Origin of the sequence: Mesorhizobium sp. C432A, assembly GCF_030323145.1 — a bacterium.
GTDB lineage: Bacteria > Pseudomonadota > Alphaproteobacteria > Rhizobiales > Rhizobiaceae > Mesorhizobium.
The window spans coordinates 4,516,089-4,532,785 of record NZ_CP100470.1 but is presented as its reverse complement, the minus strand read 5'-3'; the positions used below and the strand labels follow the sequence as shown (position 1 = coordinate 4,532,785).

21 protein-coding genes and 1 tRNA gene are annotated in these 16,697 nt (G+C 61.6%); 7 read left to right on the top strand and 15 right to left on the bottom strand.

Features of this window, described 5'->3' with window-relative positions; all coding sequences use genetic code 11:
- Positions 1 to 90: 90 nt before the first annotated feature.
- The gene (locus NLY33_RS22160; RefSeq protein ID WP_023704563.1) at positions 91 to 1,896 is read left to right on the top strand and encodes an ABC transporter ATP-binding protein; all 1,806 of its coding nucleotides are present in this window, start codon (positions 91 to 93) and stop codon (positions 1,894 to 1,896) included.
- Between the two features lie 43 nt (positions 1,897 to 1,939).
- Here the strand turns inward: NLY33_RS22160 and NLY33_RS22155 are convergent, their stop codons facing one another.
- The 7 genes from NLY33_RS22155 to NLY33_RS22125 form a co-directional block, all read right to left on the bottom strand.
- Positions 1,940 to 2,353 (bottom strand): GFA family protein, encoded by a 414-nt coding sequence (locus tag NLY33_RS22155; RefSeq protein ID WP_023681543.1) that lies wholly within the window; start codon positions 2,351 to 2,353, stop codon positions 1,940 to 1,942.
- 26 nt (positions 2,354 to 2,379) lie between these two features.
- Positions 2,380 to 2,844, bottom strand: a complete 465-nt coding sequence (locus tag NLY33_RS22150) for an SRPBCC family protein (protein ID WP_023704564.1) — start codon at positions 2,842 to 2,844, stop codon at positions 2,380 to 2,382.
- Positions 2,841 to 3,161 carry an ArsR/SmtB family transcription factor gene (locus NLY33_RS22145; protein ID WP_023681541.1) on the bottom strand — a complete coding sequence of 107 codons (321 nt, stop codon included), beginning with the start codon at positions 3,159 to 3,161 and terminating at the stop codon, positions 2,841 to 2,843. The genes NLY33_RS22150 and NLY33_RS22145 overlap by 4 nt, the downstream gene beginning before the upstream one ends.
- Before the next feature lie 185 nt (positions 3,162 to 3,346).
- Entirely contained in the window at positions 3,347 to 3,844 is a 498-nt protein-coding gene (locus tag NLY33_RS22140) for an NUDIX hydrolase (protein ID WP_023704565.1), read from the bottom strand.
- Between the two features lie 207 nt (positions 3,845 to 4,051).
- Positions 4,052 to 4,552 (bottom strand): xanthine phosphoribosyltransferase, encoded by a 501-nt coding sequence (gpt, locus tag NLY33_RS22135; RefSeq protein WP_023667540.1) that lies wholly within the window; start codon positions 4,550 to 4,552, stop codon positions 4,052 to 4,054.
- Between the two features lie 87 nt (positions 4,553 to 4,639).
- Positions 4,640 to 5,473: a universal stress protein gene (locus NLY33_RS22130; RefSeq protein ID WP_023704566.1), complete on the bottom strand. Its 834-nt coding sequence runs from the start codon at positions 5,471 to 5,473 to the stop codon at positions 4,640 to 4,642.
- Positions 5,474 to 5,571: 98 nt separating this feature from the next.
- Positions 5,572 to 6,312, bottom strand: a complete 741-nt coding sequence (locus NLY33_RS22125; protein ID WP_023681539.1) for a competence/damage-inducible protein A — start codon at positions 6,310 to 6,312, stop codon at positions 5,572 to 5,574.
- A gap of 173 nt (positions 6,313 to 6,485) precedes the next feature.
- On the opposite strand from NLY33_RS22125, the gene NLY33_RS22120 reads away from it, so the two are divergent.
- Positions 6,486 to 7,547, top strand: a complete 1,062-nt coding sequence (locus NLY33_RS22120; protein ID WP_023704567.1) for an alpha/beta fold hydrolase — start codon at positions 6,486 to 6,488, stop codon at positions 7,545 to 7,547.
- Positions 7,548 to 7,551: 4 nt separating this feature from the next.
- Positions 7,552 to 7,824, top strand: coding sequence for a hypothetical protein (locus NLY33_RS22115; RefSeq protein WP_023704568.1), 273 nt, complete (start codon positions 7,552 to 7,554; stop codon positions 7,822 to 7,824).
- Between the two features lie 117 nt (positions 7,825 to 7,941).
- On the opposite strand, the gene NLY33_RS22110 is transcribed toward NLY33_RS22115, so the two are convergent.
- The 4 genes from NLY33_RS22110 to NLY33_RS22095 all read right to left on the bottom strand — a co-directional run bounded on the left by NLY33_RS22110 (position 7,942) and on the right by NLY33_RS22095 (position 10,140).
- A complete protein-coding gene (locus NLY33_RS22110) occupies positions 7,942 to 8,181 on the bottom strand; it encodes a DUF2188 domain-containing protein (protein ID WP_023667535.1) in 240 nt (79 codons plus the stop codon).
- Between the two features lie 59 nt (positions 8,182 to 8,240).
- Positions 8,241 to 8,519, bottom strand: a complete 279-nt coding sequence (locus NLY33_RS22105) for a DUF982 domain-containing protein (protein WP_032995678.1) — start codon at positions 8,517 to 8,519, stop codon at positions 8,241 to 8,243.
- Between the two features lie 84 nt (positions 8,520 to 8,603).
- A complete protein-coding gene (locus tag NLY33_RS22100; RefSeq protein WP_023704570.1) occupies positions 8,604 to 8,918 on the bottom strand; it encodes an SH3 domain-containing protein in 315 nt (104 codons plus the stop codon).
- A 124-nt stretch (positions 8,919 to 9,042) separates the two neighbouring features.
- Entirely contained in the window at positions 9,043 to 10,140 is a 1,098-nt protein-coding gene (locus tag NLY33_RS22095) for an NADH:flavin oxidoreductase/NADH oxidase (protein WP_023704571.1), read from the bottom strand.
- 142 nt (positions 10,141 to 10,282) lie between these two features.
- Here NLY33_RS22095 and NLY33_RS22090 point away from each other — a divergent pair, with 142 nt between their 5' ends.
- A complete protein-coding gene (locus tag NLY33_RS22090) occupies positions 10,283 to 10,861 on the top strand; it encodes an NUDIX domain-containing protein (protein WP_023667531.1) in 579 nt (192 codons plus the stop codon).
- An 89-nt stretch (positions 10,862 to 10,950) separates the two neighbouring features.
- A complete protein-coding gene (locus NLY33_RS22085) occupies positions 10,951 to 11,922 on the top strand; it encodes an ATP-grasp fold amidoligase family protein (RefSeq protein ID WP_023704572.1) in 972 nt (323 codons plus the stop codon).
- Positions 11,923 to 12,199: 277 nt separating this feature from the next.
- Here the strand turns inward: NLY33_RS22085 and NLY33_RS22080 are convergent, their stop codons facing one another.
- The gene (locus tag NLY33_RS22080) at positions 12,200 to 12,388 is read right to left on the bottom strand and encodes a hypothetical protein (protein ID WP_023704573.1); all 189 of its coding nucleotides are present in this window, start codon (positions 12,386 to 12,388) and stop codon (positions 12,200 to 12,202) included.
- 724 nt (positions 12,389 to 13,112) lie between these two features.
- On the bottom strand, positions 13,113 to 13,334 hold the full coding sequence (locus tag NLY33_RS22075; protein ID WP_023681532.1) for a hypothetical protein: 222 nt from the start codon (positions 13,332 to 13,334) through the stop codon (positions 13,113 to 13,115).
- An 86-nt stretch (positions 13,335 to 13,420) separates the two neighbouring features.
- Here NLY33_RS22075 and NLY33_RS22070 point away from each other — a divergent pair, with 86 nt between their 5' ends.
- Entirely contained in the window at positions 13,421 to 14,284 is an 864-nt protein-coding gene (locus tag NLY33_RS22070) for an ATP-dependent DNA ligase (protein WP_023708468.1), read from the top strand.
- On the opposite strand, the gene NLY33_RS22065 is transcribed toward NLY33_RS22070, so the two are convergent.
- Both NLY33_RS22065 and NLY33_RS22060 read right to left on the bottom strand, forming a co-directional pair.
- On the bottom strand, positions 14,281 to 14,529 hold the full coding sequence (locus NLY33_RS22065) for a hypothetical protein (protein WP_023695401.1): 249 nt from the start codon (positions 14,527 to 14,529) through the stop codon (positions 14,281 to 14,283). The genes NLY33_RS22070 and NLY33_RS22065 overlap by 4 nt on opposite strands.
- A gap of 898 nt (positions 14,530 to 15,427) precedes the next feature.
- On the bottom strand, positions 15,428 to 15,619 hold the full coding sequence (locus NLY33_RS22060; protein ID WP_023667524.1) for a hypothetical protein: 192 nt from the start codon (positions 15,617 to 15,619) through the stop codon (positions 15,428 to 15,430).
- 965 nt (positions 15,620 to 16,584) lie between these two features.
- Here NLY33_RS22060 and NLY33_RS22055 point away from each other — a divergent pair.
- Positions 16,585 to 16,670 (top strand) — tRNA-Leu (locus tag NLY33_RS22055).
- Positions 16,671 to 16,697: the final 27 nt, after the last annotated feature.

The following is a 16,697-nucleotide window of genomic DNA, read 5'->3' as shown; positions in this document are numbered from 1 at the left end:
CCGAACCTCCGCAGCCGGGCGAATTGCCCAGCGCGGTTTTCAATTTTCAGACCTTACCGGGACCGGGCAGATTTGCGCCCGGATGACATCATGACTCGTTTTCGAATCGATCTGCGTGCAAGCGCCTTTCGCAGCGTTCTTGGCTTCACGCTCAGCCACTGGCGGCGCCAGCCGTGGCGGCTTTCGCTGATCATGGGCAGCTTCCTGCTGTCGACCCTGGCCGACGTCTTGACGCCGCTCTATTCCGGCCGGCTGGTCGACGCCGTCGCCAGCAGTGCGTTGGCTGACGATGTCGCGTGGAATGCGGCAATGGCGGCGTTCTTCGCGCTCATCGCTTTGGCGCTGACCGGCGTGGTGCTGCGCAACCTGGCTTTCATGGGCATTGTCGAGCTGACGCTGAAGATGATGGCCGACATCGCCGCCGACTCGTTCTATCGCGTGCAGCGCTTCTCAACCGACTGGCACGCCAACAGCTTTGCCGGATCGACGGTGCGCAAGGTCACGCGCGGCATGTGGGCTCTCGACCTGCTCAATGACACCATCCTGATTGCGTTGTTGCCATCGGTCGCCATGCTGGTCGGCTCGACGTTGCTGCTCGGCTGGTTCTGGCCGCTGATGGGGCTGGTCGTGGCAGTCGGCTCGGTGCTGTTCATCACGGTGACGGCGCTGCTGTCGCTCGGCTATGTCGCGCCCGCGGCACGGCTCGCCAACAGCTGGGATACGCGGCTTGGCGGCTCGCTTGCCGATGCGGTGAGCTGCAATGCCGTGGTCAAGGGTTTCGGCGCCGAGACGCGCGAGGAAACGCGTCTTGCCAAGGTCGTCGCCAAATGGCGCGCGCGGACCAGCCGCACTTGGGTGCGCGGCACCATCAACGGCACGACGCAAGGCGCCATGCTGCTGGTGCTGCGGACGGCAGTGATCGGCCTGTCGCTGATGCTGTGGGCCTGGGGCCAGGCAAGTGCGGGCGATGTCGCCTTCGTGCTGACCTCGTTCTTCGTGCTGCAGGGCTACCTCAGGGACATCGGCACGCATATCCGCAATTTGCAGCGTTCGGTCAACGATATGGAGGAACTGGTCGATTTCCAGTCGCAACCGCTCGGCATCGAGGACCGGCCCGGCGCCAAGCCGATCCGGATCACTCATGGCCACATCGCCTTCGATAACGTCACCTTCCACTATGGCAGCCATCGCCTGCCGCTCTACCGCGGCTTTTCGGTGGAGATAGCGGCGGGCGAGCGGGTCGGACTGGTCGGTCATTCCGGCTCGGGCAAGACGACCTTCGTGAAGCTGATCCAGCGTCTCTATGATGTCAGCGGCGGCAGGATCCTGATCGATGGCCAAGACATCTCCCAGGTTGCACAGGCGTCGCTGCGCGCGCAGATTGCCATCGTCCAGCAGGAGCCCATCCTGTTCCACCGCTCGCTGGCGGAAAACATCGCCTATGCCCGTCCGGACGCCACGCAGGCCGAGATCGAGCATGCCGCCAAGCTCGCCAGCGCGCACGACTTCATCACCGGCCTGCCGAAGGGCTACGGCACGCTGGTCGGTGAACGCGGCGTGAAACTGTCGGGCGGCGAGCGCCAGCGGGTGGCGGTCGCACGCGCCTTCCTGGCGGATGCGCGCATCCTGATCCTGGACGAGGCGACATCGAGCCTCGATTCGGAATCGGAAGTGCTGATCCAGCAGGCGATGGAGCGGCTGATGGTCGGCCGCACGACGCTGGTCATCGCGCACCGTCTGTCGACGGTGCGGGCGCTGGACAGGCTGCTCGTGTTCGACCGTGGCAAGATCGTCGAGGAAGGCTCGCATGACGAGCTGATCCGGCTGAAGGGCGGCATCTACCGCCGCCTGTTCGAGCGGCAGGCGCTGGAACTGACCAAGGGCCTGGTGATCTGAGCTGAACGCAGAGCCCTATCCGAGGGACAGGGCTCTGCCTGGTTCATCCAGGCATTCGCTCGAATGGCTGAAGCGCTGGGTCGATCGTGTCCCAGACGTGGCCGCGCACGGTGTAGGTGACCGCCTGCGGATCGAACTGGCCGGGATCGTCGAGGCTCGTGGCCTGGATCGCCGTCACCTCCGGCATGGCGACGAACGTTACGTAGACCGGCGTGCCGCAGGTCGGGCAAAAGGCCTGGGCTTTTTCATTGCCGCTGTCGGCGATCATCCGCCATGTGCTCGGCTCGCCGGTGATCTTTACGTCAGCGCGCCGGCCGAAGGTCACATAGGAACAATGGCCAGTACCGCTGCGCTTTTGGCAATCGAGGCATTGGCAGTGGTTCTGAAAGATCGGCTCGCCGCTGGCCTCATAGCGGATCGCGCCGCAGGCGCAGCCGCCGGTATAGTGCCTGGTCATTGTCGTTCTCCCGCTGTCAGATTGCTTCAGGCCGATTTCGGCTTGGCGAACAGGTCGATGCCCGTGCCGGTTTCGAGGAAGGATTTCATACTGGACAGCACGGCCGGCCAGCCTTGGCTGACGCCTTTGGCCATGCCGCTGCCGGCTTCGAGCTCGTCATGGCTGACGGTCAGCTTGACCATGGTGTCGTATTCCTCGATGGCGAACGTCACCCGGCTGTGCTTGGTGGGATCGTCGGCCTGCGAGGCGTTGGCCCAGCTCATGACCAGGCGGGTCGGCGGCGAGATTTCGACCACCTTGCCGACGAGTTCGACAGAGCGCTCCTCATTGGCGCGAATATGTTCCCATTTCGAGCCGGGCTTCCAGTCGGAGACGTTCTCGTGGCCCCAGTAGCGCTTGGCGATATCGGGCCTGGTGATGGCTTCGAACACCTTTTGTGGCGTCGATCTGATGTAGGTCACGTAGACAAAACTGGTGGTTTCCCGGGTCATTGGTCGTCTCCTTCGAGTTCTTGTTTCAGGTCGTGCAGCAGGCTCAGCCGCTGCCGTTCGAATTTTCGCACCCACCGCTCGTAGACTTCGTGCAGCGGCACGGGGTTGATGAAATGCAGCTTCTCTCGGCCACGCTTGACCGTGCTGATCAGATTGGCCGCTTCCAGCAGATCGATGTGCTGCGTGGCGGATTGCCTCGCCATGTCGAGATTTTCGCAAAGCTCGCCGAGCGTCTGGCCGTTCTTCTCACACAGAAGATCGAGCAGCATTCTGCGGGTCGGGTCGCCCAGCGCTTTGAAAACCTTGTCGGCGTCCATCGGTCTCACTCATCTTGAAGACACAATATGCAGGTAAATGCCTGCATGTCAAGCTGTGGCTAAGCTTGGCCTGAAGGGGAGGGATTTATAGTGTCGGATTGCTGGCGCGCGGAGCGAAGCACCGAGCCCGGAATCGGGGCAAGAACCGGTGCGGGCGCGCAGGACTATGCAGCGGTGGCTGTGAGCTAGGCTCTAACGACGAACTTGTGGGGATCGGCGCAGAAATGGGCGATGATCTGGCAGAGGTCCGGTTCGTTGACCATGCGTACGGCCTCGGCCCCATTGACCCATTTCCGGGTGCGCGCGCGCTTTTCCTTCCAGCGGTCGGCAACGTGCTCGACCTGCAGCGGAAACACCAGCACTTCGCAAGGCACTTCCTCGCCGGACGCTAGGGCCTTGGCGTAGAAGTAACGACCGGCCTCGAAAAGCGAAATCTTGCCACGCAATCCGGCTTCCTCGCCCGCCTCGCGGGCCGCTGCCTCGCAGAGCGGCTCCCTGGCCTCGGGCCAGCCCTTCGGCAGCACCCAACGCCCGGTGTCTCGGCTGGTGATCAGCATGATCTCGACGCCGTCTTCGTTATTGCGCCATGGCAAAGCGGCAACCTGCAGGCGACAAGGCGAAGTGCCGAAGAGCTTGCGGACCCTTTCAGCCAGATGGTCGTGTGTCGCCGGTGTCGTCAGCATCAGTGAAAGCTACCCCAGCCCTCAGAATCGTTAGCCGCCGTATGAATCTTACCGACAAGTGTAAGTCTTAAAAGTAAAAAACATCACACCGACCCGTCAAATCCGCCAACACCTGTCGATTCGACAGAACATTGTCCCTTCCAGTGTCTGTTTTCATAGCAGACGGGGCGGGTTTGGCCGTCTGGGCAGAAATGGGGCTGGCGCGAATCAGCCGGCGTGATCGTCGGCGATCGGCTTCTGGTAGGTGAAACCCATGTCCCAGGGAAAGTAGATCCAGGTGTCCTGGCTGACTTCGGTGATGAAGGTGTCGACCAGCGGCCGGCCTTTCGGCTTGGCGTAGACGGTGGCGAAATGCGCCTTGGGCATCATGGCGCGCACGATGCCTGCCGTCTTGCCGGTGTCTGTGAGGTCGTCGATGATCAGCACGCCCGCGCCATCATCGGCGAGCAGCGCCGGGGTGATCTCCTTCAGCACCTGCAACTGCCCCTGGCTGGTGTAGTCGTGATAAGAGGCGACGCAGACCGTCTCGATGACGCGTATGCCGAGTTCGCGCGAGATGATGGCGGCGGGAACCAGGCCGCCACGGGTGATGCAGACGATGGCCTTCCACTGTCCCTTGTTGGCGCCGGCAAGCCGCCAGGCGAGCGCCCGGGCATCGCGGTGGAACTGGTCCCAGGAGACCGGAAAGGCTTTTTCGGGAAGGGACATTCTGCACTCCGCGCGCACCATTGTGGAATGCGCGCGGAATTAACTGGAAAGCCAGGGCATTGGCAAGGGCGGGGCCAGTCTGTGGAGTTACCGCGACAAAAAGGCCGCAACCGGCACGCTGCGCAACACGGTGCGCGTGACGCCGCCGAACAAAAGCTGACGCAGCCAGGAATGGCTGTAGGCGCCGAGCACCAGAAGGTCGGCTCCGGTCTCGGCGATCCGGGTCTGGATGACGTCATCGACCGAAGCATTACCCGATTTCTGCACCGACACGCTGACCGTTGCGCCATGCCTGGAGATTGCCGCGGCGATCTCGGCGCCGGCGGCTTCCGGGTTGTCATCCAGCGTATCCGGCGGATCGATGACCAGAATGTCGGTCTTTTCGGCCTCGATGATGAAGGGCAGCGCGTCGAAGGCGGCACGCGCCGCCTCCTTGCTGCCGTTCCAGGCCAGCAGCACATGTTTGAATGTGGTGACCAACGGCCCCTCATGCGGCACCACCAGCACTGGCCGGCCGGCATCGTAAACCAGCGTGTCGACATCGGCGCTCGTGTCGCCCCCGGTCTCGCGCTGCGCGGCGATAATCAGATCGGCGGCGCGCACGCTGGAAATACCCGTCAGCGCGCTGTCGCCGGAAAAGCTCTCGAGGCTGCGCCATTCGAAGGAAAGGCCGGAATTCTCGATCCGCCGAACGAAAAGCGTCTGCAATTTCTCGGCGCGCTCGCGGTTCATGTCGGCGGAGACCTGCAGGAACTCAGTGTCGGGGAAGCCGGTTGCCGAGGTGTAGGGAACGGGCAGCGCTTCGGCATGGATGCCGATGAGATGGCTCTCGAACCGGTCGGCAAGCGGGATGGCGCAGTCGAGCACGCGTTCGGCGTCCTGTTCGTTCTGCAATATGGCGACCATGGTCTTGAAGCGCATGCGAAATCCCTCAAATCTGCCAGCGCGTGCTGCGCCCGAGGGAAAACGTGGGAGTGCGGTGCTTGGTTCCGGCCCGGCGATGGTCCGCGAACCCAGGGTCAATTGGCGGCGGTGAAGCCGGCCACCATCGCCTCGACGTCCTTGCGTGCCGAATCCAGCGCCTCCTGGCTGCGGGCGCGGACCACCAGCTCCGTCCAGAATTTGCCGTCGCCATATTTCGGATAGGAGCCGATGATGGTGTCGGGATGCGCCTTCTGGATGTCGCCCAGGGGACCGCCGATCAGGCCTTCGCCGAACGGGCAATGGACGGTAGCCGACAGCATCTTGGTGCCGGCCTTCAGCGTCGGCACGACATTGTCGAGCATGGCCTGGAAAATCGCCGGCACGCCGGCCATGACATGGACGTTGCCGATGCGAAAGCCGGGCGCGACGGAGACCGGATTGTCGATATGGTCGGCACCGCGCGGCATGCGCGCCATGCGCTTGCGGGCCTCGGTGTATTCGATGCCGCGCGCGGCATAGCTCTCGCCCAGCATGGCATAGGCCTTGGCGTCGTATTCGCACGGCACCCCAAAAGCCTTGGAAACGGAATCGGCGGTGATGTCGTCATGCGTCGGGCCGATGCCGCCGGTGGTAAAGACATAGGTGTAGCGGGCGCGTACGGCATTCACCGCAGCGACAATCTCGTCCTCCTCGTCGGGAACGATGCGCACTTCCTTCAGGTCGATGCCGATGGCCGTCATGATGTCGGCGAGGTGGCCGATATTTTTATCCTTGGTGCGGCCGGACAGAATCTCGTCGCCGATGACAAGCATGGCGGCAGTGACGATTTCAGGCATGGAAGGCTCCGGCAAACAGGCCCGTTGGCAGACAAGGTCGCCTGAGGCAGAAAGAAGGTCGCCTGAGATAGCGCGACATCGAACTGGCGGCAATGCCGACACAAGCCGCCATCTGCCTTGCCGAGCGTTCGTCAGTGGGTGATGGTGCGCGCCGGTCCGCTCCCGGGTGAAACATGCTGGTATCGATTCTGCTGTGGCTTGTTGCCGGCCTGTCCGTGCTGGCTCTCGTCATCGTAGCCTGTCTGGTGGCCGCTACGCTCTGGATTGCCGCCAAGGCCGAAAGGCTGGTGCCGGCCAGCGGAAACTTCGTCGAGATCGACGGCAGCCGCATCCATTATGTCGAAACGGGCGAGGGACGGCCGATCCTGTTCGTGCACGGACTTGGCGCCCAGCTTCATCAGTTCCAGCACACGCTGTTCAACCGCTTCGGCCCCGGTTGCCGGCTGATCGCGCTCGACCGGCCGGGATCGGGCTATTCGGTGCGGGCCAAAGGAGCCACCGGCCGCTTGCCTGAGCAGGCCGAGATCATAAGGCGCTTCATCGAAACGCTCGCGCTGGAAAGGCCGCTTGTGGTCGGGCATTCCCTGGGCGGCGCCGTCGCGCTGACCCTGGCCGTGGAACATCCCGGCGCGATTTCCGGCATCGCTTTGCTGGCGCCGCTGACGCATCTGGAAGCCGGCGTCCGCGAGAAAGCGGGCCTGCTCTATATCCGTTCGCGGCTTTGGCGCTGGATCATGGCCTACACCGTCGCGATACCGACAAGCCTCAGATATGCGCGGCAGACATTGGAGTTCATCTTCTCGCCGCAGGCCGTTCCCGCCGACTACATGATCGATGGCGGCGGATGGCTCGGGCTGAGGCCAAGCCATTTCCATGCAACCTCCACCGATTTCGTAGCGGTCGAACAGGATCTTGGCCGCATCGAAGAGCGCTATGGAGAGATCGCCATGCCGGCCGGCATTTTCTTCGGGACAGCCGATCGCGTCATCGCCATGCGCATACATGGGGAGCCGATGAAGGACAGGATCGAAGGGCTGGATTTCGAGACGGTCGAAGGCCTCGGCCACATGCCGCAATTCGTCGAGCCGGACCGCGTCATCGCCTTCATCAAGCGCATTGCCGAGCGGGCATTCGCTGGCCAAGACCTCACCACAGCCTCACAACAATTTCACCGAACCATTCGGCTGATATCCGGTTTACCCCGTGTCGCACCCAAGGCGGCAGATACGGAGTAATTCAATGTACAGGAAAGTTTTTGCAGCATCCGTCCTGACGATCGGTCTTGCCACATCGGCGATGGCGCAGTCATCGGACGGCACGTATTCCAACCATCACAGCTGGTGGCCGTTCGGGAACGAGCAGTCATCGACCGTCGACCAGAGCACCACCGGCAGCATCAATGCCGACGGCAGCAAAGGCTATGGCGGCGCTACGGGGCCGTGCGCCTCCGACCCGTCAGGACCCTACGGAAATGTGAGGCCCAACGTGAACGATCAATATTGCGGCAAGTGATCAAGCCGCGGCTTCGACTGACCGGCAGGATGTCCCGCCTGTTTGTTTTGACGCAATTCCCAAGGGAATTGCTTAGGCGAGCATCCACGGCCGGCAGCGAAAGCTGAGGGGCAAGGATCAGTCGGAAACTTCGGTCTGCGGCCGGTCGCGGCCGTCGGCCAGTTCGTCGTGCCACTTGCCTTCGGCATCCTCATACTGGATGCCGTCCGTGGCGCCGGCGATCTGCTGTTCGGCCGAGGCGATCTCGGCGGCGCGCAGCGCATCCTGATGGGTCGGGAATGTCTCCGAGAATGTCGAACCGACCTTGTAGGCCCAGCCCCCGTCATGCTCGACGATCTTGTAAGTCAGCTTCGCCATGAAATCCTCCGGTTCGTCCGTCCGCTCAATGCGGCCCGTTTTTCATTGCAATTTGGGCTTCAATGCAACTTGGCGTCTGGCAGCCGGTCTTCGGGAACCAGCACTTCCGATTCCTTGGCCGCTTCGATCAAAGCCCTGCGTGCATCGGCCGTCGAACGATAACCTTCCAGCACTTTGAGGCAAGTGTCGAGAGCATCACGATGGCGCGGGCCGCGGTTGAGCGGCCACACCGTGATCAGACACTCCGCCGCTTCCTGGGTGCTGCGGATCTGGCGATATTTGCCGACATGGCCGAGTCCGACCACGACCGGGGTTTCAAAAGGTTTGTTATCCATGATGGCCGCAACGCAAAGCAGCCAATATGGTTGCAAAAATGGCCGTCAGCCTGCGCCCAAACGTCTCACCAACAGCAATCGTTGGTCTCAGTAACCGCAGTCGTTGCGCAGCCAGCGGGCGTTGGCCCAGCCGGTCCGTCCGCCGATTTCGACCTGGTACCAGTTGCCGCGGCGGTCGAAAATCTCGGTGTGGTCGCCATTGAACAATTGCCCGATCATGCGCGACGACAAGTTCGGCCGTGCGCGCACGGCGAGAAACCCGCTGCCAGTATCGAGATCGTAGTGCCTGGACAGGCCGTGCACCGTGCCTTCGCAATATTGCGCGCCGACCGGAGACGACGCGGCGAACGACAGTGCGACCACCAGAGCGGCTGCCGCCGGATAGATTGCCCTTGATGCCATGGACTTTGCTCCCAATCCGGCCGCCAAGGCGGCCTGCCCCCAGGGACTATAGCGGGCGGATTAAAGCGAAGCTGCGGCAATCTGTCCAGCAGATGCGTTTGGCGCATCCGTCGGCGCTGCCTGTTCAGCCCTTCGTCCAATGCTGCATCGTCGTCACCGAGCGGGCGAGCTGTGGCGCGGGATGGATTTTCTCGCCGAAGGTGGCGGCGGCGCGCCAGCCCCAGCGCGGATCGGCGAGGAAGGCGCGGGCCAGCGCCACCATGTCGGCGCGGCCGTCGGCGACGATCGCCTCTGCCTGCGCGGGATCGTCGATCAGGCCGACAGCCCGGGTCGGGATGCCGGCGCCCTTGCGCACCGCTTCGGCCAGATGCACCTGATAGCCGGGGCCGGTCGGCAGCTTCTGCAACGGCGAATTGCCGCCGCTCGAACAGCAGAGATAGGCAACATCAAGCGCCTTCAAGGCTTTGGCCACCTCGATCGCCTCGTCGACCTCGAAGCCGCCATCGACCCAGTCCTTTACCGACAGGCGGGCGCCAAGCATCAGGTTTGGAACTGCCTTCCTCACCGATTTGGCGATCTCGATGAGGAAACGCATGCGTTTTTCCAGCGAGCCGCCCCAGCGGTCGGTGCGCTGGTTGGAAAGCGGCGACAGGAACTGAAAGATCAGATAGCCGTGCGCGGCGTGCAACTCGAGGAAGTCGAAGCCGGCGCGCTCGGCCCGCCTCGCGGCTTGAGTGAAGCGCTCGATAAGCTGCAGGATTTCATCCTCCTCCAGCGCATGCGGCACATTCCAGCCGGTGTCATAGGCGATGGCCGAGGCCGAGACGGTCTGCCAGGGATCCTCGCCCGGCTGCAATGGGCCGCCGCCTTCCCAGGGCTTTCGGTTGGAGGCCTTGCGGCCGGCATGGGCAAGCTGAATGCCGAATTTCGTTTCCGGCGCGGCGACGCGCCTTGCTGCATCCAGCGTGCGCCGGGCGGCCGCCTCGTTGTCGTCGGAATAGAGGCCGAGGCAGCCATGGGTGATGCGGCCGCGCCGTTCGACGTCGGTCATCTCGACGGTGACCATGCCGGCGCCCGACATCGCCAGGTTCATCCAGTGATAGAGATGCCAGTCGCTGGCCGAGCCATCTTCGGCGGAATACTGGCACATCGGCGCCACCGCGATACGATTCGGAAAGGTCAGGCCATCGAGGGCGATCGGCTGGAAAAGCGCTGCGGTCATCAAAAAAACTCCGGAGAGGGCTGCAGCTATTTAGGCGATGGCAGTTGCCGGCACCAGACACGAGGCGGTGAAAGCTTCGCCGTTTCGGTTGCGCGCAAAACCGTTCGCGGTTACGCCATGGCGCCGACACTTGGAGCTCATCATGGAAGATCGTATCCGCATCCGCTCGGAGGAAGTCCTGTCCGACGACTGGGCGGTCCTGAAGAAGACCGTTCTCGATTACCGTCGGCGCGACGGGCAGTGGGAGACGCAGATTCGCCAGACCTACGATCGTGGCGACGGCGCGGTGATCCTGCCTTTCGATCCCGAGCGTCAGACGGTGCTTCTGGTGCGGCAGTTCCGCTACCCCGCCTACGTCACCGGCCACCGCGAACCGCTGATCGAGGCCTGCGCCGGCCTGCTCGACAAAAACGATCCCGAAACCGCCATCCTCAAGGAGGCCGAGGAAGAGCTCGGCTATCGCCTACAGAACATCGAGCGGCTGTTTTCCCCCTATATGAGCCCGGGCAGCGTCACCGAACGGCTGTGGTTCTTCGTGGCGCGCTATTCACCCGCCGACCGCATCTCGGCCGGCGGCGGCGCGGCCGACGAGGGCGAGGACATCGAGGTTCTGGAAATGCCTCTTGATGAAGCGCTGGCCGGCATTTCAGACGGCCGCATCATCGACGCCAAGACGATCATCCTGATCCAGCATTTGAAACTGTACCCGATGAAGGGCTAGCTCGGCGAAGCTCGACGTGCCTCACTGCTGCGGGCAGGGTGGCACGTCCACTTCGCGGATGAAGTTGCGCAGGTTGCAAGGACACCGGAATGGCGCGTGGCGCAAAGGCATGGCTGAAGCGAAACAGCGCGCGGGCATCTCTCCTGTTGCTGAACGCCGCGCTGCTTGTCCGCTACCGCCGGTTGACCCAGCGTTTCCTGGAGCGGATGCGGCATCTGCCGAATTTTGCAGCCCCGGTGACGTTCACGGAAAAGATCCACTGGCGCAAGATTTTCGATGACGATCCTCGCTTTGCCGGTCTTCTCGACAAGCTCAAGTCCAAGGAAATCGTCAGGGAGCGGCTTCCCGGGCTCGCCATCCCTGAGGTGCTGTGGCAGGGCGACGATCCGCGCCAGATCCCCTTCGATGACCTGAAAATCCCCTACGCCGTCAAATGCAACCACGGTTGCGCCATGAATGTCATCGTTCGCGATCCGGCCAACGCCGACCGGGAGGCGATCATTGCCGAGATGACGGAATACCTTGGCCAAACCTATGGCGCCCGCAAGCTGGAGCGCAGCTATGCGCACATAGAGCGGCGGGTTTTCGTCGAAGCACTTGTGGGCAAGGACCAGGGCTATGACCCGGTCGACTACAAATTCTGTGTGCTGGCTGGCCGCGTCGCCTACATCGTCGTCGTCGCCTTCCGTTCCACGGTCAAGAATACCGCCCACCTGGATCGCGATTGGCGCCCGCTGAACATTGCCCAGGGCGCGATCGACTCGAGCCTGGAAATTCCCCCTCCCAAGAGCCTGGCGCGGATGATCGAGGCAGCCGAGGCGCTCGGCAGCGAGTTCGACATGGTGCGTGTCGATTTCTACGAGGAGGAGGGGGAGCCGATCTTCGGAGAATTCACGGTCTACCCACGCAGCGGCTTGCTGCAATTCGACCCGGCTGCCTTCGACCGCGAACTGGGCGCGCATTGGGATATTGGCGCGTCAGCTTACCTCAGCCGTTTGCCCAGCCGATTTGCCCGGCGATACAAGGCAATGCTCGTCGCCGCCGGCTATCTCGACGTTTGACGGCTACTCGGTGGCCTGCCACCCCGAAGCTCGAAGAGCGAAGGGTGGTGCGGAGAACCCATACCATTAGAGATCGAGGGAAACTGATAGCTCAGCAGGTCAATAGCCGTGATTTCGAAGTGCTGCCTCAACTGAGCCGTAGCGGTCATAGCGACGCCGCAGTCTTCATCGAGCAAGTTTTCGGCGCGCTTCCTGCTGCGACTCGGCCGATTACCGCTAAGGTTACCGGCAAGCTCTCCCACGTCCCGACTGGGTCGAGATCATTTGAAGAACTCTTTCAGCTTGTTGAGTCGGCTGTCGCCAGAGGCCTTCCGGCCTTCAGGACACGCCGCCTCGCCGATCGTATCCTGCTGGATAAAGCGAGGTTCTCAGCCACCATTTTCTCGCTGAGTACCAGCGCGAACTCGGTCTGTTTGATGCGCTGCTGAGCATCAGCGAGTTGCATCGTGAAAAGATCGGTTGCCATTGTTGATCCGGGATCCGCGAGATTCATGTTTGCGTAACACATGGCGGGCGAAATCGTTCCTGATTGTCGGGCGAAGCCGGTGCCGCAAAGGGCGGCTGAGTTTGAACTTCCCACCCGGCCAGACGTCCGCGAGCGCCAAGGCATCGAGAGCCCAGTGATCGGAGGGCCACGACGAGCGGGCGCAACCCGACCACTTAAGTGATCAGCCTCGCTACAGCCTTGACCGGTACAGTCGCGGCCTCATCAAGGGGAGGTATCAATGGTCTCGGCGATTGGAAACCAACATCGGCAGGCAGCTGAAACTCGACCGAAACCCGCAAAGACAGAACCGGGCGAAGGATTTGCGCCAGGCAAAAGCGCAGACAGCGTAGGACATCGCGCCAAGGCAATGGCGGCAGAAAGTGGCGACACGGATTCTGGCGCCCAGGGGCGCGCCGCATCGACAATCGCCAGGATGGATATCACCGTTTTGGCTCCACAGAGCGAAGAGCCGCCTTTGGAGTAGCCCGGGCGGTCGTGCCGCTGCCTCAGTCCTTGTGCAGCACAACGCGCGCTGGCTACGCTCGGTGGCCATCGTCGTCTCGAAACACTTCGGGCGTTGCACTGCCGCGAGCCGCCTTCGCTGCTGGTCGAGGGGCTGTAACCCTTGGTGAGGCCGGCATCGCCTCGCCGGTCGTTGCGAGCCCACGATCGGGCGGCCAAGCGACCTTCCCTGTGTCGGTCTCTATTTGATACTAGGGGACGGCGGTTTCATCACGGGCAATTGCAGCTGGTCAATGGTTGCGACGATGCCGGCGGCAATGGCTTCCGCCTCATGGATCAGTTCCGGACCATAGAGCCCATTGACCATCTCTTCGCTCGGCAGCACGCCAGGAGGACAGTGCTCTTCCATTGTGCGCCGGATGAGCGTCAGCGCTGCCCGGCATTGGTCGGCTTCGATCTTCATAGCCCTTCAAACATCCAATTCGTCTAAAATGTTCCGGAACTAATTTAGTGATAGATAATTGAAGTCGCGGTTCTGCGAGTCAGTGCATGCGTCTGAAATTCATCAAGCCCATGGAACCCGAACTGGTCGACACGCCGCCGATGGGCGATGATTGGATTCATGAGATCAAATTCGATGGCTACCGCACCCAGGTCATCAAGGATGATGACGGGATTCGGCTGATCACCAAGAACGGTTATGATTGGACGGGCCGCTACATCCAACTTGCCGGTGAGGCGGAAGCGATCGAGGCGAAAGACTTCATCATCGACGGCGAGACCATTACGATCAATGAGGCTGGCCTATCCGACTTCCATGCGCATCAATCAGCCGCGACCAGCCGCAAGCCGTCGCGCGATCTGTATCTGCCAGCATTCGACCTCTTGCATCTGAACGGGCATGACTTGCGGAACACGCCGGTGGAAGACCGTCGCGAGATCCTCCGGGCGTTGATCCCGGACGGTGGCCGAATCCAGTTCAGCGAAGCGATGCCGGGCACTGGCGACGCCGTCTTTCATCTGGTCGACCAGGCTGGGCTTGAAGGTATCGTTTCAAAGCGGAAGGGCAGTAAGTATCGGTCGGGTCCGACGACGAACTGGCGCAAGATCAAGTGCTATGCCGAAAAGGAGATGGACATCATCGGCGTGCAGCGCGAGGCCGGCAAGCCTGCCATGGTGCTGATGGCCGACAAAGGCCACTATGCCGGCGGCGCCTTCGTCACGTTCAAGGCGGACAAGCGCCAGCGCCTATGGGACCGCGTGCAAGGCAAGATGGGCGGGCCGGCGCCGAAAGGGCTCAAGAGTGACAAGGCCGAATGGCTAAAGCCGGGCCTGGTCGGCCGCGTGCGGTTCCTGAAGGGCGAGGAGAAGCTTCGCCATGCCAAGCTGCTGGATTTCCGGGAGGAGACTTAGCCCGGAGGCTTGTCCCGGGGCTGTGCCGGTCCTGTCCCGTTCCACTGGATGAACTTCGCCCTCTGGCCGGTGATGGTCTCGATCGACTTCAACAGGGGTCCATGGACCTTACGTAGAGCTTGGTAGTGCTCGCCGTGGTACGCCAGGAGCGGCCCGACGATGCTCTTGTGCAGCGCTTCGGCTGCCGCCAGGAAGCGCTCGATTTCAGCCCGGGAAAGTTGTTCCGAAGGTTTGGTTCTGGCCATTGGCGCTCTCCATTGAGGGGTCGCCGCAACGAGGACTATAATCCTACATGCCGGACTGCCTGACAAGAGGGCTCGCCGGCCTTACCCCGCAGGTAGCAGTAGGGCGACGGCGCCAAGCGCAGCCATCAGGAGCAGCCACCAGCAAAGATGAGCAACGGCAGGCCCGGCGACCTCCTTTGGCACACGGGACAAACAAGAAGGTCGCCGAGCCTTACCGGCGCTGCTTTGTGAGGGAGACGACGCCGGATGAGATGAGAGTATGCGATCGTGCTAATCTCTGCGAACCATGCGAACGAAGGAAGCCTTGTGGCACCGACGTTGAGATCAAGGTCGGCGGGGCGCTGATCGCTGCGGCAGGATTCTTCCAAAGCGGTAGTGAGTCCAGAGCGGAACATTAGCGTCGGCTAACGGTTAATTCGGCAGTGTTCCGAACCGTGATTGGTAGAGCGATGGTGACGTTTCATCTTGTCTATTTTTCCGGCCTGACGGCAGACCAGCTGCTAGGCAGCGCCGTTTCTATCCTGGCGTGTTTGCTGCTTTATAACGCTCTGGCTACGGACGCCTGACTGATAGGTCGGCCAGCGGCCCGGCATCCTTGGCAGCCGGCGATTGCCATCCCGATGCCAACTTCAAGACTTATCACGAGGCCAAAGACAAGCTTGCCGACGAAATCAATGGCGAGGGCCGGACAGGACGCCACACGTCCAGGCAGGGCTCTCTGAGGGCATTGGCGATGCCCGTTGCCTCAAGGTGGCGAGCTTTTTTAGTTAATAGGCCTCCGCGCTGGGCAATCTGTTCCGAGAGCTTCTGTGATGCCTCTATGACGCGGCAAACCTTGGAAAAGGTTTCCGTGGCAGGACCGGGGTACGATTCTAACCAACTAGGGCTGTATAGGCCACTAGCGCCCGACGATCCGGCTAATCATGTCGTCGTCAGGTGCGCTGTCGGTGAATTCCCGTAGGAGCGCCTTCGCGTGGTCTACCCAATGCTCTTCAGCCAGGTTCAGCTCCCGAACGGATCTCCTGAAGGTCTCGCACACCACATCGAAATCGAAGGCGTCAATGCTGTAGCCTTCCTCGTCATGGTCCATCGGCCGCCTCCCCCAATGGGGAAAACTGTACGGAATCGTACGAAGCAAGTGCAAGCGCATTCAAAAGCAATTGGCTGATGCCGCCCGATCGTTCCACAATGTGTTGCTAATATGCAGCACCGACTGAATCTCCGATCAGCGGCACTTGTGGTTGGTTCCAACAGCTGCACGTTGACGGCAAGATGCCAAAGCCAACGACATGCGGGCGACGAAGATGGACAAGCGACAAAACACAAGAAATGTTGAGTTGGTCGGTCTTCTGGCCGTGCCGTTGTCAGTTCTAATCACGCTGCTGATAGCTGGAATGATCCTTTGCTGAAATTTTCAAGTGGCAAAAGGCTGGGGCGGCGGGTTTTTCCCCTTTGAAAGAACTCACCATGTCCCAATCCGTCGAACCCCCGATATTGCCAGAGGATAGCCCAGACCGTGGGGTGAACTGTGAAGTCGCATTAGAAGCCGCGTTTGCGGCCTTGGTGACTGCGTCAGAAGCGCAAGGTTGGACGCCACAGGAAACGGCTGCAACTCTTCTTAAAATCGCGACGGAGCATGCCCACCGGGTTGAGGCCGCTGCGGCCCCAGCCGGCTCCTAAGGGAGTGCCTTGACCTGGCCGCGCGGTCGGTTGCTACGGACAGGAGTGTTGCAGCAGGTATTCCAGCAAGAGTGTTAAAAACTCTTCAGTTGCTACCCGCGTCAGCCTTTTCTATGGTAGCCAGTGAGTTCTTACAGAACAAATCCTAAGCATTTCAAATGGTGCGGACGACGGGAATCGAACCCGTACGATCAGAGATCGAGGGATTTTAAGTCCCTTGGGCTTCTGAACGTTCGTTGCAAGTCAAGGGTTTGCGCATTCAACGTCTCCCACAAATTGCCAAAAATTGTGGGGATTTCCCACTGATTTCCCACATATGGGAACCGCCTTTTTCGCTTTCCAAACAGGGCGGGTCCAACTAAATCTGCGAGGACTGCGGGCGTGGTGAAATTGGTATACACACCGGACTTAAAATCCGGAGGCCCTAGGCCGTGCGGGTTCAAGTCCCGCCGCCCGCACCATACCAGAGCGTAATGGGAAGAAACGGC

Bases quoted from the DNA above. Each gene is read 5' to 3' on its own strand.
- NLY33_RS22160 (WP_023704563.1), top strand. From the start codon at position 91: ATGACTCGTTTTCGAATCGATCTGCGTGCAAGCGCCTTTCGCAGCGTT.
- NLY33_RS22155 (WP_023681543.1), bottom strand. From the start codon at position 2,353: ATGACCAGGCACTATACCGGCGGCTGCGCCTGCGGCGCGATCCGCTAT.
- NLY33_RS22150 (WP_023704564.1), bottom strand. From the start codon at position 2,844: ATGACCCGGGAAACCACCAGTTTTGTCTACGTGACCTACATCAGATCG.
- NLY33_RS22145 (WP_023681541.1), bottom strand. From the start codon at position 3,161: ATGGACGCCGACAAGGTTTTCAAAGCGCTGGGCGACCCGACCCGCAGA.
- NLY33_RS22140 (WP_023704565.1), bottom strand. From the start codon at position 3,844: ATGCTGACGACACCGGCGACACACGACCATCTGGCTGAAAGGGTCCGC.
- gpt (WP_023667540.1), bottom strand. From the start codon at position 4,552: ATGTCCCTTCCCGAAAAAGCCTTTCCGGTCTCCTGGGACCAGTTCCAC.
- NLY33_RS22130 (WP_023704566.1), bottom strand. From the start codon at position 5,473: ATGCGCTTCAAGACCATGGTCGCCATATTGCAGAACGAACAGGACGCC.
- NLY33_RS22125 (WP_023681539.1), bottom strand. From the start codon at position 6,312: ATGCCTGAAATCGTCACTGCCGCCATGCTTGTCATCGGCGACGAGATT.
- NLY33_RS22120 (WP_023704567.1), top strand. From the start codon at position 6,486: ATGCTGGTATCGATTCTGCTGTGGCTTGTTGCCGGCCTGTCCGTGCTG.
- NLY33_RS22115 (WP_023704568.1), top strand. From the start codon at position 7,552: ATGTACAGGAAAGTTTTTGCAGCATCCGTCCTGACGATCGGTCTTGCC.
- NLY33_RS22110 (WP_023667535.1), bottom strand. From the start codon at position 8,181: ATGGCGAAGCTGACTTACAAGATCGTCGAGCATGACGGGGGCTGGGCC.
- NLY33_RS22100 (WP_023704570.1), bottom strand. From the start codon at position 8,918: ATGGCATCAAGGGCAATCTATCCGGCGGCAGCCGCTCTGGTGGTCGCA.
- NLY33_RS22095 (WP_023704571.1), bottom strand. From the start codon at position 10,140: ATGACCGCAGCGCTTTTCCAGCCGATCGCCCTCGATGGCCTGACCTTT.
- NLY33_RS22090 (WP_023667531.1), top strand. From the start codon at position 10,283: ATGGAAGATCGTATCCGCATCCGCTCGGAGGAAGTCCTGTCCGACGAC.
- NLY33_RS22085 (WP_023704572.1), top strand. From the start codon at position 10,951: ATGGCGCGTGGCGCAAAGGCATGGCTGAAGCGAAACAGCGCGCGGGCA.
- NLY33_RS22080 (WP_023704573.1), bottom strand. From the start codon at position 12,388: ATGGCAACCGATCTTTTCACGATGCAACTCGCTGATGCTCAGCAGCGC.
- NLY33_RS22075 (WP_023681532.1), bottom strand. From the start codon at position 13,334: ATGAAGATCGAAGCCGACCAATGCCGGGCAGCGCTGACGCTCATCCGG.
- NLY33_RS22070 (WP_023708468.1), top strand. From the start codon at position 13,421: ATGCGTCTGAAATTCATCAAGCCCATGGAACCCGAACTGGTCGACACG.
- NLY33_RS22065 (WP_023695401.1), bottom strand. From the start codon at position 14,529: ATGGCCAGAACCAAACCTTCGGAACAACTTTCCCGGGCTGAAATCGAG.
- NLY33_RS22060 (WP_023667524.1), bottom strand. From the start codon at position 15,619: ATGGACCATGACGAGGAAGGCTACAGCATTGACGCCTTCGATTTCGAT.